Here is a 13,108-nt window from a genome sequence, read left to right as displayed (position 1 = left end):
TACCCCTATAGGTGGGGTCCGCCGCCGCGCGTGGCGCATCCGAGGGGAGAGGCGTTCGAGGGACGATGAATGTTGCCGCGACGCAGACGGGTGCGCGCGGGGCGCAGGCCCCGCTGGAGCGCTCCTCCGTAGGCCTCGTCGCGGTGATCGTCGCCGCGACCAAGGGGGAACCGCGCGCCCTGACGATCCGGGTGCCCGATCAGGCGTCCGGCCGCGGTGACGGCCTGCCGGCCGGCCCCCTCGTCCCCGAGCACGCCACCCTGGAGCGGGGCCTGCGCGCCTGGGTGGAGCGGCAGACGCACCAGCGCCTCGGATATGTCGAGCAGCTCTACACCTTCGGCGACCGCGACCGCTCCGGGACCGCCGACATGTCGGAGGTGCATTCCCTGTCGGTGGCGTATCTGGCCCTCGTCCGCGAGGAGCGGCCGGCCGGCATCGCCGAGGCGGCGTGGCAGAACTGGTACCGCTATCTCCCCTACGAGGATTTCCGGCAGGGGCGCCCGCGCCAGCTCGACGCCATCGAGGCGCGGCTCGCCGCCTGGGCGGCCGAGCCCGAGGATTGCGCCACCCGGACCCGCCGCCTCGACCGGCTCGGCCTGACTTTCGGCATGAACGGCGGCACCTGGAACGAGGAGCGGGTGCTGGAGCGCTACGAGCTGCTGTTCGAGGCCGGGCTGATCCCGGAGGCACGGGGCAATCCCGGCCCGGCCGTGCCGAATGACCCGACCGGCGTGCCCATGGCCTTCGACCACCGCCGGGTCCTGGCCACCGCGATCGGGCGCCTGCGCGGCAAGATCAAGTATCGCCCGGTGGTGTTCGAGCTGATGCCGCCGGAATTCACCCTGCTCCAGCTCCAGCGCACCGTCGAGGCGCTCTCGGGCACGCAGCTGCACAAGCAGAATTTCCGCCGCCTCGTGGCCCAGCAGGGGCTGGTCGAGGAGACCGAGAGCGTCACCAGCGGCGCTGCCGGCCGGCCGGCGCGGCTGGTGCGCTTCCGCCGCGAGGTGCTGCTGGAGCGCCCGGCCCCGGGCCTGCGGCTGCCGTCGCGGCGGGTGGGGTGACGGCCGGGATCAGTCGCGTCGCGGCAGGGTGCCGAGTCCGCTCCCGTTGAGGGCGTCCACCGTCAGGGCGGCGGCCCGGCCGTCATGGCCGATGGCGAAGCGGATGGCGGAGGGCCGGTCGGGCGCCTCCGCGTCCGGGAAGCTCAGGAAGAGGTCGCGGTCGAAGTGCCGGAGGGGGTAGCGGCGCGCGCCCGCGGGGCCGACCGTCAATGTCAGGGTGCCGTCCGCCTCCGCCACCACGGCCTCGCCGACATAGGTGTTGGCGTAGCGCCCGGCGTAGGCCGAGAGCGCCAGGGGCGCGGAAGCCTGGGCCGGCGGCGTCCCGTAGGCCGCCTTGTCGGCGGCGATGCCCGGCGCGAACAGGCCCTCGTAGGCCGCGCCCCAGGCCTTCGCCCAGTCCCGGCCGACGCGGCCGTCGAAGACGAGATCGGCGAAGCTGTCGGCCAGCCCTTCCGGCACGCCGGACGGGAAGGCGTTGGTCAGCACGAGGATCCCGAGACCGGCCTCCGGATGGATCGCGACGAGCGTCTGCGCCCCGACGCTGAAGGCGCCCGCGTGGCCCCAGACGAGGCCGTGGCGGCCGTACTCGACGTTCCAGCCGAGGCCGTAGAAGGACGCGCCGCCGGTCACGGGGTTGCGGCCGCGGGCCATGAGCGGGACGTGCGTCTGCGCCAGGGCAGCCGCCGCGACGCGTTGCGCGCCCTCGAAGCGGCCGTTGCCGATCACGAGCCGCAGCCACCGCGCGAGATCGCGGACAGGGCCGCTGACGCCGCCGGCCGGGGCCTGGGCGTCGGGGTTCCGCTCGACCTTGGCGGTCCAGACGCCGCCGGCCCGGACATGGAGCGCCGCGCGGTTGGTCCGGCTCAGGAACGCCGCGTGGGTCGTGCCGGTGGCGGTCATCCCGAGGGGCCGGAACAACCGGTCCCGGGCCACGGCTTCCCAGGGCTGGCCGGTCGGCCTCGCGGCGGCGACCGCGCCCTCGGTGAAGCCGAAATTGCTGTAGGCGTAGCCGGCGCGGAAGCTGGAGGCGGGCGGGACGAGACGGAGCTGGCGCAGGATCGCGTCGCGGCCGAAGCCGATCGCCTCCAGGTCATCGCCTGCGGTCCCCGGCAGCCCGCTGCGATGGTTGAGGAAGTCGCGCACCGTGACCTGCGCGGTCGGATAGGGCTCGCTCAGCTGGAAGGCGGGATCGAGATCCGCGACGCGCGAGTCCCAGGCGACCACCCCGTCGCCCACCAGGGCCGCCACGATCGTCGCGGTGACGGGCTTGGACAGGGAGGCGATCTGGAAGACCGTGTCGGGGTCGACCGTCTCGGGCTTCCCGGCCTGCCTGAGGCCGAATCCCTCTAGGAGGAGCGTCTCGCCGCCGAGGACGACCGCGACCGCGAGGCCCGGCACAGCGCCCGCGTCGACGGCTTGCCGCGCCAGTGCCTTCAGCGCCGGCAACTGCGCCTCGACCTGCGCCCGCGTGATCGTCCCGGCGGATCCCGCTCCGGGCCCGGCCGCGATCAGGCCGAGGACGAGGCACGCGCGGACGAGGCGACGGCGCGATCGAGCCCGCTGCATGAGTCGTCGATCCCGCCTGAGAGAGCTCGGAGGACGAGAGTGGCATCCTCGGGCCGGCGAAATCAATCACGCCGGCAGGGGCGCGCGCCTCGCATGCGCGTGCCGGCCCGCCGAGAGGCGGCCGAAGACTGTCCGAGAACCGCGCCGGCCCGTCTATCGGAACGGGTTGGCGTCGGGTGTCGGCTTCACGCCGTGGAGCATCCGGTACAGCGTCCATTCCTCGACGATCTTCCGGCCCGGCAGGGAGCAGAGCCCGATCGTGCCGCCATCGGGCAGCTTCGCGAGGATCGATTGACCGTCCATGGTCGCGCAGAAGACAGAGGCCGGGTTCCCAAGCGCGAGGGCCGGTCCCGGTCCGGCGAGGGCGGCGCAGACCGCGAACGCGATGACAAGCCTCACGGCGCGCACTCCCGATGGCAGGACCGGCCGACCGATACGCCGCCCCGGCTGAACGGGGCCGGCGCGGTCCGTGCAGGAATCCGCGGCGGCTCGCCGGCCGGGTCGAAGGCCCTGCCCTATCCGTAGGTGTGGTCGTCGGCCGGGAACCGCCCGGCCCGGACCTCCTCGGTATAGGCCTTGACGGCCTCTTCGATGTGGCTCCGCAGGCTCCCGAACTGGCGGACGAATTTCGGCGTGCGCTCGGACAGGCCGAGCATGTCCTCCAGCACCAGGATCTGCCCGTCGCAGACCGCCGAGGCGCCGATGCCGATCGTGGCGGCCGTGACCCGGGGCGAGGTGGCGATCGCCCGCGCCACCGGCTCGACGATCCCCTCCAGCACGATCGCGAAGGCGCCGGCCTCGGAGATCGCCCTGGCATCCTCCATGAGGCGGCGCTCGTCGTCGGGCGCCCGGCCCTGCACCTTGAATCCGCCCATCGTGTTCACCGCCTGCGGGGTCAGGCCGATATGGCCCATCACCGGCACGCCGCGCTGGACCAGGAACGCCACCGTCTCGGCGAAATGGGCGCCGCCCTCCATCTTGATCGCGCCGGCACCGGTCTCCTTCAGCACCCGGGAGGCGTTGAGGAAGGCCTGCTCGCGGCTCGCCTCGTAGGAGCCGAACGGCATGTCGACCACGACCAGGGCCTTCGACGTGCCGCGGATCACCGCCTGCGCCTGGAGGATCATCATCTCCAGGGTCACGGGGATGGTCGATTCCATCCCGTGCATCACCATGCCGAGGGAATCGCCGACGAGGATGAAGTCGCAATAGGCATCGACGATGCCGGCCGTGTGCGCGTGGTAGGCGGTGAGCGCGGTGATCTTGCGCCCCTCGGCCTTGCGCTTGCCGATATCGATCGCCCGGAGCCGGCGGGATTGCACGACCTGCGACATGGTTCACACCTCTTCCGGCGCCGGCACGGGGCCGTCGCCTTATCTCGGAGGGACGGGCCGCGCTCGCGGAGTCTCACGCGGCCCTACTCTTACACCGCCGGAGGCGTCCGGTCAGCGCCCCGCCTGCGGCTCGCTCGCCGCCGTCCAGGCCGGATCGACGCGCAGGTTGGCGGTCTCGTGCTTCTCCTGCCAGCCCTCCACGCCCTCGGGGAACCAGCGCACCCCGGTATAGCCCGTCCGCACGAGGCGCTTGGCGGCGTTCCAGCTGCCCCAGCACTCCACGTGGCAGAACACCACCACGGGCTTGGCCCTGTCGCCGCCGGTCAGCTCCGCGACCCGGGCGTAGAACTGCGCCTCGCGCGCCGGCGCCAGGGGCTCGGCCCCGGCCTCCGGCATCCAGATGGCGCCGGGAATCGAGGGATGCACCGGCAGCCAGAGCCGGCCTTCGGGGAAGTTCGACGGTTTGCGGTCCGGCGCCGCGACGTCGATCAGCACCGGCTTGTCCGGTCCCGCCATCAGGGTGGCCAGCGCGTCGGCGTCGACCACCTGGGCGCCCTTGAGGGTCGGCGGCGTGTAGCCTTTCGGCGGGCCCGCATAGAGCCCGTCCGGCTCGGGCACGTTGACCGGGGAATCGGCCGGTGCGGCGGCGAGGCAGAGGAGCGCGGCGCAGGCCGCCGCGATCCGGCCGGTCAGGACGAGGCGCCGCATGCTCAGTTCGTCGGGCCGGGCGGGTTGAAGCTGTGCTGCCAGCGGCCGCCCTGGTTGTCGGAGGCCGCCACCTGGATCGGCTTGCCGTCCGGCTTGAACGCGAAGTTGATCACCGGATTCGAGGCGATCGAGATGTCGCCCGTCATGGTGAAGACCTTCCGGTCGCCGGCCGAGACGGTCAGCCTGTCGATGTAGCGCGCCGGCGTGTACTCGCGGGTGACCTGGTTCATCTGCATGCCGGAGAAGTTCGGGTGGCGGACCATCAGGGTCGCCTCCACGGGCTTGCCGGGCTGGGTGTCGGCGAACTTCATGCGCATGTCGCCCATGCCCTTCATGGCCTCTTCGTCGCTCATGCCCATCGGGGCCGAGCAGCCGCCGGACGCCTTCACGAACTGCTTGGCCTCGTAGAGCTTGCCGTCCTGGGTCTCCACCACGGCGTGCATGTCCGTGTAGTTGTTGACCCGCACGCGCAGCTTCAGCTCCGCCGGGTCCGCGGCCGGGCCGAATTCGAACTTGGCGGCGTAAGGCGCCGGGTTGTCGTCGATGATCAGCGAGACCGCCTTGACCTGCCCGGCCTGCGGCATGGTCAGGGTGATCGGCACCAGGGCTGCGTCGAGCGCCCTGCCGGGGGCCTCGATCTTCACGAGGCTGTCGGTCTGGGCGATCGGGCGGTCGCCGAAGATCGACTTGGCGATCTCCTGCCAGCGGGCCGCCCGCTCCTGATCGGTGTCGGAGGCGCCGGCGGCCCGGGCCGAGAGGGCGAGCGGTCCCGACAGGGCGGTCGTCGCGAGGGCGACGCCGAGGGCGAGGCTGGAGAGCGTTTTTCCGATCCTGAGGGTCATGGCGTGCCTCCCGATGAATTCAGATATGGGGATCTTGAAAACCTATTCCCACTCGAGTTCCTGATAGGCCACGGTGACGTTGCGGCCGTTATAGGTGTCGAACAGGGCCCACTTGTCCTTCTGGTCCGAAGCGACGGTCGCGACCGCCTTCTCGATCGGCACGTCCTTGGCGATCGCCGCGCGGGTGCCGTCGCGCAGGTCCGTCAGGTAGCCGGTGAGATCGGCGAGCGCCGGGCCGAGATCGACCGTCACCGGGCCGTGGCCCGGCACGGCGCGGGTGGCGCCCATGCCCTTCAGCCGCTCGGCTTCCTTCAGCCAGCCCCTGAGGCTGCCGTCGAGCGACGGGATCCGGTTCACGAACAGCAGGTCGGCGGGGAAGAGCAGGCCGCTGCCGGAATCCAGCATCGACAGGTCCGAGGTGGTGTGCGCCGGCCCATGGGCCGTGAAGGTCAGCCGGCGGTCGCCGAGATCGATCTCGGCCCCGTCGGCGACCGTCATCGTCGGGTAGACCACCGGCCCGGTCCGGTCCTCGCCCAGAAGGTCGATCAGGCGCTTGCGGTAAAATTCGCCCCGGGCGGAGAGCGCCTCGGTGAGCTTGGCATGGCCGATGAAGACCGGCTTGTCCTGAACGAATGCCCCTGCCCCGAAGACGTGGTCCGGGTGGACATGGGTCAGGACAACGTGGGTGATCGGCTTCTGCGTGCGCTCGACGATCTCGGCGCGCAGCCACTGGCCGTCGGCGAGGCTGCCGCCGGATTCCGTGACCAGCACGCCGTCCCGGCCGATGAGGAAGCCGATATTGGCGATGGCGTCGGCGTTGTCGGGGGTGGCGTCGGCGATCAGGCCCTTGCGCACGAACAGGCCGGGGCCGACCTCCTCCATCGTGAACGAGTCCGCGGCCCGGCCGAGGCTCGGCAGACAGCACAGGCACAGGCCGGCGAACAGGGCATGCCGCCGCGACAGGGTGCGCCCCACGCCGAACGACTCCCGCGGATGGACGGCGGATGCCGTCATGCCGAACCCTCCCTGTTCTTGTTGTCTACCATTAAGTAGGTAGATCTTTTCGCCGTCAAGTGGCAGACAGGTGACGAGGAGCCGGCGGGGCGCACGTTGGTGTGAGCCGGAGATGCGAGGGCCGCGATGAGGGATACCCGCGCCGAATTGCTGATTCAGGCCGAGACCCTGGTCCGGGGGCGCGGCTATGCCGGGTTCAGCTACGCCGACCTCGCCGAGGCGGTGGGGATCCGCAAGGCCAGCATCCACCACCATTTTCCCACCAAGGTCGATCTCGGGGCCGCCCTGGTGGTGGCCTACGCGGCCCGCTACGCCGCCGCCCTCGAGGCGATCCATGCCGAGGTGCCGGATGGGCCAGGCCGGCTCGCGGCCTACGGGCGGCTGTATCTCGGCGGCGTCGAGCAGGGGCTCGGCTGCCTCTGCGCCGCACTGGCCATCGAGGGCGAGGCCCTGCCCGAGCGCCTGCGCCGGGACATCGCGACCTTCTTCGAGGGGCATCTCGCCTGGCTGGAGGCGATCCTGCGGGAGGGGCAGGCCGACGGAACCGTCCGCGACGGCGCGGAGGCCGCGGTCCTCGCCCGCTACGTCGTCGCCACCCTGGAGGGGGCGCTGCTGATGGAGCGCCTGTTCGCGAGCCCGGCCTCCTTCGAGGGGACGCTGGCCGTGCTGGTCGAGGGCCTCAGGCCGCGGTGAAGCGCGCGTAGCCGTCCGCCCGCAGCCGGCAGGCCGGGCAGGTGCCGCAGCCGTAGCCCCAGGAATGCCGCTCCCCGCGCACGCCGAGGTAGCAGGTGTGGCTCTCTTCGACGATCAGGTCGACCAGCGCCCGCCCGCCAAGGGTCTCGGCGAGGCCCCAGGTCTGCGCCTTGTCGAGCCACATCAGCGGCGTGTGCAGCACGAATCGGCGCTCCATGCCGAGGTTGAGCGCGACCTGCAGCGCCTTGATCGTGTCGTCGCGGCAATCGGGATAGCCGGAATAGTCGGTCTCGCACATGCCGCCGACCACGTGGCGCAGGCCCCGCCGGTAGGCGAGCGCCGCCGCGAAGGTCAGGAACACGATGTTGCGGCCGGGCACGAAGGTGTTGGGCAGGCCCGAGGCCTCGTAGCCGATCGCGGCCTCCCGGGTCAGCGCCGTCTCGGAGACCTGCCCGAGGGCGTCGAGGGGCAGCGTATGGTCCTCGCCGAGCCGGGTCGCCCAGGCGGGGACGATGCGCGTCAGCCCGTCCCGCAGGGCGGCGCGCCGGTCGAGTTCGACCCGGTGGCGCTGGCCGTAATCGAACCCCAGGGTTTCGACGTGGTCGAACCTTTCGAGCGCCCAGGCCAGGCAGGTGGCCGAATCCTGGCCGCCGGAGAACAGCACCAGCGCGGCGCGGTCACCGGGACCGACAGGGTCATTCGCCATCGTACTCCGCCCACGACATCGGGGTCTCGGCCACCCGCACGCGGGCCAGCCCCGGCAGGTCCGGCCGCAACCGATGCCAGATCCAGGCCGCGATGTTCTCGGCGGTCGGGTTCTCCAGCCCCTCGATCTCGTTGAGGCAATGGTGGTCGAGCCGCGCCAGCAGCGGGCCGAAGATCGACTCGATGTCGTAGAAGTCGATCACCCAGCCGGTGTGGGGATCGACGGGCCCGGCGACGGTCAGCTCGACCCGGTAGGAATGCCCGTGCATCCGGTGGCAGCGGTGGGTCTCGGGCACGTTCGGCAGCCGGTGGGCCGCCTCGAAGGTGAAGGCTTGCGTAATCTTCATGTCGTTTCGATCGTTGGCCGGTCGCCGGAAGGGCGCTGGTCCCCTCTCCCACAGGGAAAGGGACAGGGTGAGGGGTGTGACCTCTCCGGAGAATCCCGATCCCTCACCCCGACCCTCTCCCGCACGGGAGAGGGGGCAAGTCGTGCCGGCCGGAAGTCTCCCTGATCACAACGCATAGCCGAAATCCGCACGCGGCGCCCGCTTAGCCGGATGCCTTCTCGGAAACCCCCGCCTGCGCGAAGGTCGCCATGCCGGTGTGGCAGGCGAGCGCGCCCTTGAGCAGGCCCATGGCCATGCCGGCGCCCGAGGCCTCGCCGAGCCGCATGCCGAGGGCCAGCAGTGGCACGAGGCCTAGCCGCTCCAGCACCTCCGCGTGGACCCCCTCCGCCGAGACATGGCCGGCCAGGCAATGGTCGAGGGCGCCCGGGTCGGCGGCATGCAGCACGGCTGCCGCCGCGGTGGCCACGTAGCCGTCGATCACCACCGGGATGCGCTGCAGCCGGGCCGCCAGGATCGCCCCCGCCATGGCGGCGATCTCCCGGCCGCCGAGGCGCGCCAGCACCTGGAGCGGGTCGTCGAGATGCCCGGCATGGTGGGCGAGTGCCGCCTCCACGGCGGCGACCTTCCGGCCGAGCCCGTCCCGGTCCACGCCGGTGCCGCGCCCGACCCAATGGGCGGGGTCGCCGCCGAACAAAGCGGCGTAGAGGGCGGCCGCCACCGTGGTGTTGCCGATGCCCATCTCGCCGATGCCGAGGCAGTCGGTGCCGGCGGCCACCGCCTCCATGCCGAACGCCATGGTGGCGACCGTGGCGCGCTCGTCGAGGGCGGGCGCTTCCGTGATGTCGCCGGTCGGCATGTCGAGGGCGAGGTCGAACACCTTGAAGCCGAGCCCGTAGGCCGCGCAGATCTGGTTGATCGCCCCGCCGCCGGCCGCGAAATTGTCGAGCATCTGCCGGTTGACCGCGTCCGGGAAGGCCGAGACGCCGCGGCGCGTGACCCCGTGGCTGCCGGCGAAGACGCAGACCAGCGGCCGGTCGAAGCTCGGCGGTGCCTTGCCCTGCCAGGCCGCCAGCCAGGACACGAGGCTCTCCAGGCGCCCGAGCGAGCCCGCGGGCTTGGTCAGGACGGCGTCCCGGGCCGCGACGTCGGCCTGCGCGTCCCGGTCCGGGCCGGGCATGGCCCTCAGCAGGTTGCGGATGTCGTCGAAGGGGCCGGGTTCGGGAGCAGTCATCGGGTCGGTCACCGGGTCGGACATGGCGGCGATGATTTCCTGTGGGCGCCCCCGGACGGGGAGACGAAGCCGGATCGGGGCGACTATACTGGACCAGCTCGCTCCACCGGGGCGCAATTGCGGGCGGAAGCGAGAGACCGCGATGGACAGGCAGACCGGCGGGGAAGCCGACTGGCCCGGGCGCGGCGCCCTCTACGACCTCGCCGGGTGCCTGCGCTTCTACTCCCGCCTGCCGGTGCCGCAACTGCCCGGCGAGCCGGACCCGCATCGGAGCCCCGACTTCACCACCCTGCCCCGGATGCTGCCGCTGGCCGGCCTGATCCTCGCGCTGCCGGCCGCCCTGGTCCTCGCGGCCGGCTGGCGGATCGGGCTCGGGCCGTTCCTGGCCGCGACGCTCGCCATCGCGGTCCTGGTGGTGGCGACCGGCGCGCTCCACGAGGACGGGCTCGCCGACGTCGCGGACGGCTTCGGCGGCGGCACGACCCGGGAGCGCCGCCTGGAGATCATGCGCGACAGCCGGATCGGCGCCTATGGCGGCGCGGCCCTGGTCCTGGCGCTGGCGCTGCGGATCGGCGCCCTGGCGACGCTCCTCGACCGGACCGGCTACGCCGCCGCCACCGGCCTGATCCTGGCCGCGGCCCTGTCGCGGGTCGCCGCCCTGGCCCCGATGGTGCTGCTGCCGCCGGCCCGGCCGGGTGGCCTCTCGGCCGCGGTGGGCCGTCCGGACCGGGCGAGCCTGGCCACCGCCCTCGGCCTCGGCGCGGTGCTGGCGGTCCTCGCGGTGCCGCTCGGCCTGCCATTCGGCGGCGTGGCGCTGATGATCCTGTGCGCGGGCCTCGCGGCGCTGGCCGTGGTCAGGCTCGCGCGCGCCCGGATCGGCGGCCAGACCGGGGACGTGATCGGCGCCTGCCAGCAGGTCTCGGAGATCGCCGCCCTGGTGGCTCTGGTCGCGGCGGTGGCGGCGTGACGGTCCGCCCGCGGTCATGACCCGGCCACGATCCCCCGGCCAAGGTTTCCCGATGTCGCCCGCCCAGAAGCCCTCCTCGCCCTGCACCAAGGTCTGCGTGCTCGACGCCCCGACCGGGCTGTGCTGCGGCTGCGGGCGGACCCGCGACGAGATCGGCGCCTGGGGCTCGCTGTCGGAGGCGCAGCGGCGGACCATCATGGCCGGGCTCGAAGCCCGGATGCGCGTTGCCGGCCTCATGCCCCTGGAGGAGCCGCTGCCGTCATGATCTATCTCGGGCTGGCCGCGCTCGCGCTCGTCCTCGTCGCCCTGGTCCTCAGCGACGGCAGCGACAGTGTCGGCGGCGTGATCGGGCCCGACCAGCTCGCCAGCCTCGCCTGGACGGGTATGATCCTGATCCTGGTGGTGGCCGGGTTCTGGCGGCAATTCACCGCCCGGCTCGGCGCGAACCTGCGGGCCCTCCTGGCCTGGACGCTGATCGGCCTCGCGCTGGTCATCGGCTACAGCTACCGCGACCGGATCCAGGGGATCACGTCGCGGGTGGTCGGCGAGCTTCGGCCCGGGACCGCGACCTCCGGGGCGGACGGCGCGGTTACCATCACCCGGCGGGCGGACGGCGATTTCCGGGTGGAGGCCGAGGTCAACGGCCGGGTCCAGCCGTTCCTGTTCGACACGGGGGCGAGCAGCGTGCTGCTGACCGCCGAGAACGCCGCCGCCCTCGGCCTCACGCCGGCGCCGTCCGAATTCACCGCCCGGGTCTCCACCGCCAACGGCATCACCTACGCGGCGCCGATCCAGCTCGATGCGCTCACGGTCGGCACGATCACCGAGCGGCGGGTGAACGCCATGGTGGCCAAGCCCGGCGCCCTCTCGGCGAACCTTCTGGGCCAGAGCTTCCTGTCGCGGCTGTCGGGGTACGAGGTCCGGGGCGACCGCCTGATCCTTCGGCGGCCCTGAGCCTCGTTCAGGCGGCCCGCGCCTCCGGGGCCGCGCGGGCGACCAGCGCCACCGCGTCGCGGAGGGTCGCGAGGTCGGCTTCGGGGCGCATCCCGTAGGTCGAGAGATGGCGCCGGAAGGCCCGGGCCCCGGGCCGGCCGTTGAACAGCCCGAGCATGTGGCGGGTGACCGCGTGCAGGCGCTCGCCCCGGGCCAGGACCGACGCGACATAGGGCTCGAAGGCCGCCACCGCCGCGAAGGCGTCGGCTGCCGGCGCGGGTACGCCGAACAGCGCGGGATCGACGTCGAGGAGCAGGGCGGGCTCCGTATAGGCGGCGCGGCCGACCATCACCCCGTCGACCGCGGCGAGTTGCGCCCGCGCCGCATCGAGGTCGCGCAGGCCACCGTTGACCGAGACCGGAAGGCCCGGGAGCCGCCGCTTCAGCCGCGCCGCCCGGCCGTAATCGAGGGGCGGTATGTCGCGGTTTTCCTTCGGCGAGAGACCCTGCAACCAGGCCTTGCGGGCATGGACGATCAGGCCATCGACGCCGGCCGCCACCACGGCGTCGGCGAACGCGTCCAAGGCCGCCTCCGGATCCTGGTCGTCGACGCCGATCCGGCACTTCACCGTCACGGGCACGGAGACGACAGCCTTCATGGCCGCCACGCAATCGCCGACCAGGGCCGGCTCGCGCATCAGGCAGGCGCCGAAGCGACCGTCCTGCACCCGGTCCGACGGGCAGCCGACATTGAGGTTGACCTCGTCGTAGCCGAACTCCGCGGCGATCCGGGCGGCCTGGGCCAGCTCCGCCGGGTCCGACCCGCCGAGCTGGACCGCCACCGGGTGTTCGGGGTCCGAGAAGCCGAGCAGGCGTTCGCGCGAGCCGTGCAGCACCGCGCCGGTGGTCACCATCTCGGTGTAGAGCCGTGCGCGCGCCGACAGGGTCCGGTGGAACGCCCGACAATGGCGATCCGTCCAGTCCATCATCGGGGCGACGGAGAAGCGCCAGCCCGCCAGTGCGCCGTGTTCGTCAGCCGCCGTCACGTTCCCAGATCCGTGCTGTCCCGTGGCCCCTGCGCTTCGACACGGCGGGGCTGCCAGGGGCGCCGCGCCCGGTATCCGGCGAATGGGTTGGAAGTCGGTCGGATACCACGGGACGGGGATCCTCGAAAAGGCGCGGCTGGCCGCGGCTCCGCCGTAGCGGGCCGCCGCGGCGCGGTTCGGCGGAGGAATACCCAGCGCCGGGACGGGCGACGCGGCGCCCTGCCGATGGCGAGCCGGATGGCGGAATCCGACGGACAGCCCCTCACGCTGCAGGTCGCCAACGCGCGGCCCCAGGACGGCGGCCGCGGCATTGCCCGCCTGCCCCAGGCGTCGTTGGCCGAACTCGGCCCGCCTGAGGGCGACATCATCGAGATCGTCGGCAAGCGCCACACGGCCGCGGTGGCGGTCGGGCCCTACGCGGAGGACCAGGGCCTCAGCCCGATCCGCCGCGACGGCCTGCAGCGCGTCAACGCCGGCGCGTCGAGCGGCGACCCTGTGGAGGTGCGCCGGGCCGAGATCCGTCCGGCCACCCGCATGGTGGTCGCCCCGGCGCAGAACAACGTCCGCCGGCCCCTGATCGCCGGCGACGTCTTCGCCACCGCGACCCAACGCAGCGGCGGGCCCGACCCGCGGCTGCCGCCGCAGCGGCGCTCCTAGCTCGA

Annotated in this window: 16 protein-coding genes; 6 read left to right on the top strand and 10 right to left on the bottom strand. The window is 72.7% G+C overall.

The features are described 5' to 3' along the window. The first annotated feature begins 65 nt into the window (after positions 1–65). Positions 66–1,061 carry an NUDIX hydrolase gene (locus tag JOE48_RS27395; RefSeq protein ID WP_210034559.1) on the top strand — a complete coding sequence of 332 codons (996 nt, stop codon included), beginning with the start codon at positions 66–68 and terminating at the stop codon, positions 1,059–1,061. A 9-nt stretch (positions 1,062–1,070) separates the two neighbouring features. On the opposite strand, the gene JOE48_RS27390 is transcribed toward JOE48_RS27395, so the two are convergent. From JOE48_RS27390 to JOE48_RS27365, 6 genes are all read right to left on the bottom strand, one after another. After that, positions 1,071–2,627, bottom strand: coding sequence for a serine hydrolase (locus JOE48_RS27390; RefSeq protein WP_210034557.1), 1,557 nt, complete (start codon positions 2,625–2,627; stop codon positions 1,071–1,073). A 153-nt stretch (positions 2,628–2,780) separates the two neighbouring features. Beyond that, positions 2,781–3,026: a DUF333 domain-containing protein gene (locus JOE48_RS30935; protein ID WP_312893385.1), complete on the bottom strand. Its 246-nt coding sequence runs from the start codon at positions 3,024–3,026 to the stop codon at positions 2,781–2,783. A gap of 116 nt (positions 3,027–3,142) precedes the next feature. After that, entirely contained in the window at positions 3,143–3,961 is an 819-nt protein-coding gene (panB, locus tag JOE48_RS27380; protein WP_210034555.1) for a 3-methyl-2-oxobutanoate hydroxymethyltransferase, read from the bottom strand. 111 nt (positions 3,962–4,072) lie between these two features. Beyond that, a complete protein-coding gene (locus tag JOE48_RS27375) occupies positions 4,073–4,669 on the bottom strand; it encodes a rhodanese-like domain-containing protein (RefSeq protein ID WP_210034550.1) in 597 nt (198 codons plus the stop codon). A gap of 2 nt (positions 4,670–4,671) precedes the next feature. Beyond that, a complete protein-coding gene (locus tag JOE48_RS27370) occupies positions 4,672–5,511 on the bottom strand; it encodes a quinoprotein dehydrogenase-associated SoxYZ-like carrier (protein ID WP_210034549.1) in 840 nt (279 codons plus the stop codon). 42 nt (positions 5,512–5,553) lie between these two features. Next, positions 5,554–6,525 (bottom strand): quinoprotein relay system zinc metallohydrolase 2, encoded by a 972-nt coding sequence (locus JOE48_RS27365; protein ID WP_210034548.1) that lies wholly within the window; start codon positions 6,523–6,525, stop codon positions 5,554–5,556. Positions 6,526–6,651: 126 nt separating this feature from the next. Here JOE48_RS27365 and JOE48_RS27360 point away from each other — a divergent pair, with 126 nt between their 5' ends. Beyond that, positions 6,652–7,218, top strand: coding sequence for a TetR/AcrR family transcriptional regulator (locus tag JOE48_RS27360; RefSeq protein ID WP_210034547.1), 567 nt, complete (start codon positions 6,652–6,654; stop codon positions 7,216–7,218). Here JOE48_RS27360 and queC read toward each other — a convergent pair. From queC to cobT, 3 genes are all read right to left on the bottom strand, one after another. Further along, positions 7,205–7,924 (bottom strand): 7-cyano-7-deazaguanine synthase QueC, encoded by a 720-nt coding sequence (queC, locus tag JOE48_RS27355; RefSeq protein WP_210034546.1) that lies wholly within the window; start codon positions 7,922–7,924, stop codon positions 7,205–7,207. The genes JOE48_RS27360 and queC overlap by 14 nt on opposite strands. Further along, positions 7,914–8,270, bottom strand: a complete 357-nt coding sequence (gene queD / locus JOE48_RS27350) for a 6-carboxytetrahydropterin synthase QueD (RefSeq protein WP_010686923.1) — start codon at positions 8,268–8,270, stop codon at positions 7,914–7,916. The genes queC and queD overlap by 11 nt, the downstream gene beginning before the upstream one ends. A gap of 202 nt (positions 8,271–8,472) precedes the next feature. Next, positions 8,473–9,525 (bottom strand): nicotinate-nucleotide--dimethylbenzimidazole phosphoribosyltransferase, encoded by a 1,053-nt coding sequence (gene cobT / locus JOE48_RS27345; protein ID WP_409518617.1) that lies wholly within the window; start codon positions 9,523–9,525, stop codon positions 8,473–8,475. A gap of 118 nt (positions 9,526–9,643) precedes the next feature. Here cobT and cobS point away from each other — a divergent pair, with 118 nt between their 5' ends. The 3 genes from cobS to JOE48_RS27330 are packed head-to-tail and all read left to right on the top strand — an operon-like array spanning position 9,644 to position 11,422. Then, on the top strand, positions 9,644–10,468 hold the full coding sequence (gene cobS / locus JOE48_RS27340) for an adenosylcobinamide-GDP ribazoletransferase (protein WP_210034540.1): 825 nt from the start codon (positions 9,644–9,646) through the stop codon (positions 10,466–10,468). A gap of 52 nt (positions 10,469–10,520) precedes the next feature. Further along, complete coding sequence (locus tag JOE48_RS27335) at positions 10,521–10,733, top strand: DUF1289 domain-containing protein (protein WP_210034532.1); 213 nt, start codon at positions 10,521–10,523, stop codon at positions 10,731–10,733. Beyond that, on the top strand, positions 10,730–11,422 hold the full coding sequence (locus JOE48_RS27330) for a TIGR02281 family clan AA aspartic protease (protein ID WP_210034529.1): 693 nt from the start codon (positions 10,730–10,732) through the stop codon (positions 11,420–11,422). The genes JOE48_RS27335 and JOE48_RS27330 overlap by 4 nt, the downstream gene beginning before the upstream one ends. A gap of 7 nt (positions 11,423–11,429) precedes the next feature. Here the strand turns inward: JOE48_RS27330 and dusA are convergent, their stop codons facing one another. Next, entirely contained in the window at positions 11,430–12,446 is a 1,017-nt protein-coding gene (gene dusA / locus JOE48_RS27325) for a tRNA dihydrouridine(20/20a) synthase DusA (protein WP_312893384.1), read from the bottom strand. Between the two features lie 237 nt (positions 12,447–12,683). On the opposite strand from dusA, the gene JOE48_RS27320 reads away from it, so the two are divergent. After that, positions 12,684–13,103, top strand: a complete 420-nt coding sequence (locus JOE48_RS27320) for a hypothetical protein (RefSeq protein WP_409518616.1) — start codon at positions 12,684–12,686, stop codon at positions 13,101–13,103. Positions 13,104–13,108 lie beyond the last annotated feature (5 nt).

The organism is Methylobacterium sp. PvR107 (assembly GCF_017833295.1).
Lineage (GTDB): Bacteria > Pseudomonadota > Alphaproteobacteria > Rhizobiales > Beijerinckiaceae > Methylobacterium.
This window is presented reverse-complemented; position numbering and strand designations above follow the sequence as displayed.

Bases quoted from the DNA above. Each gene is read 5' to 3' on its own strand.
- JOE48_RS27395 (WP_210034559.1), top strand. From the start codon at position 66: ATGAATGTTGCCGCGACGCAGACGGGTGCGCGCGGGGCGCAGGCCCCG.
- JOE48_RS27390 (WP_210034557.1), bottom strand. From the start codon at position 2,627: ATGCAGCGGGCTCGATCGCGCCGTCGCCTCGTCCGCGCGTGCCTCGTC.
- queC (WP_210034546.1), bottom strand. From the start codon at position 7,924: ATGGCGAATGACCCTGTCGGTCCCGGTGACCGCGCCGCGCTGGTGCTG.
- JOE48_RS27370 (WP_210034549.1), bottom strand. From the start codon at position 5,511: ATGACCCTCAGGATCGGAAAAACGCTCTCCAGCCTCGCCCTCGGCGTC.
- queD (WP_010686923.1), bottom strand. From the start codon at position 8,270: ATGAAGATTACGCAAGCCTTCACCTTCGAGGCGGCCCACCGGCTGCCG.
- JOE48_RS27320 (WP_409518616.1), top strand. From the start codon at position 12,684: ATGGCGGAATCCGACGGACAGCCCCTCACGCTGCAGGTCGCCAACGCG.
- JOE48_RS27375 (WP_210034550.1), bottom strand. From the start codon at position 4,669: ATGCGGCGCCTCGTCCTGACCGGCCGGATCGCGGCGGCCTGCGCCGCG.
- cobT (WP_409518617.1), bottom strand. From the start codon at position 9,525: ATGTCCGACCCGGTGACCGACCCGATGACTGCTCCCGAACCCGGCCCC.
- JOE48_RS27335 (WP_210034532.1), top strand. From the start codon at position 10,521: ATGTCGCCCGCCCAGAAGCCCTCCTCGCCCTGCACCAAGGTCTGCGTG.
- JOE48_RS27330 (WP_210034529.1), top strand. From the start codon at position 10,730: ATGATCTATCTCGGGCTGGCCGCGCTCGCGCTCGTCCTCGTCGCCCTG.
- panB (WP_210034555.1), bottom strand. From the start codon at position 3,961: ATGTCGCAGGTCGTGCAATCCCGCCGGCTCCGGGCGATCGATATCGGC.
- JOE48_RS27365 (WP_210034548.1), bottom strand. From the start codon at position 6,525: ATGACGGCATCCGCCGTCCATCCGCGGGAGTCGTTCGGCGTGGGGCGC.
- JOE48_RS27360 (WP_210034547.1), top strand. From the start codon at position 6,652: ATGAGGGATACCCGCGCCGAATTGCTGATTCAGGCCGAGACCCTGGTC.
- cobS (WP_210034540.1), top strand. From the start codon at position 9,644: ATGGACAGGCAGACCGGCGGGGAAGCCGACTGGCCCGGGCGCGGCGCC.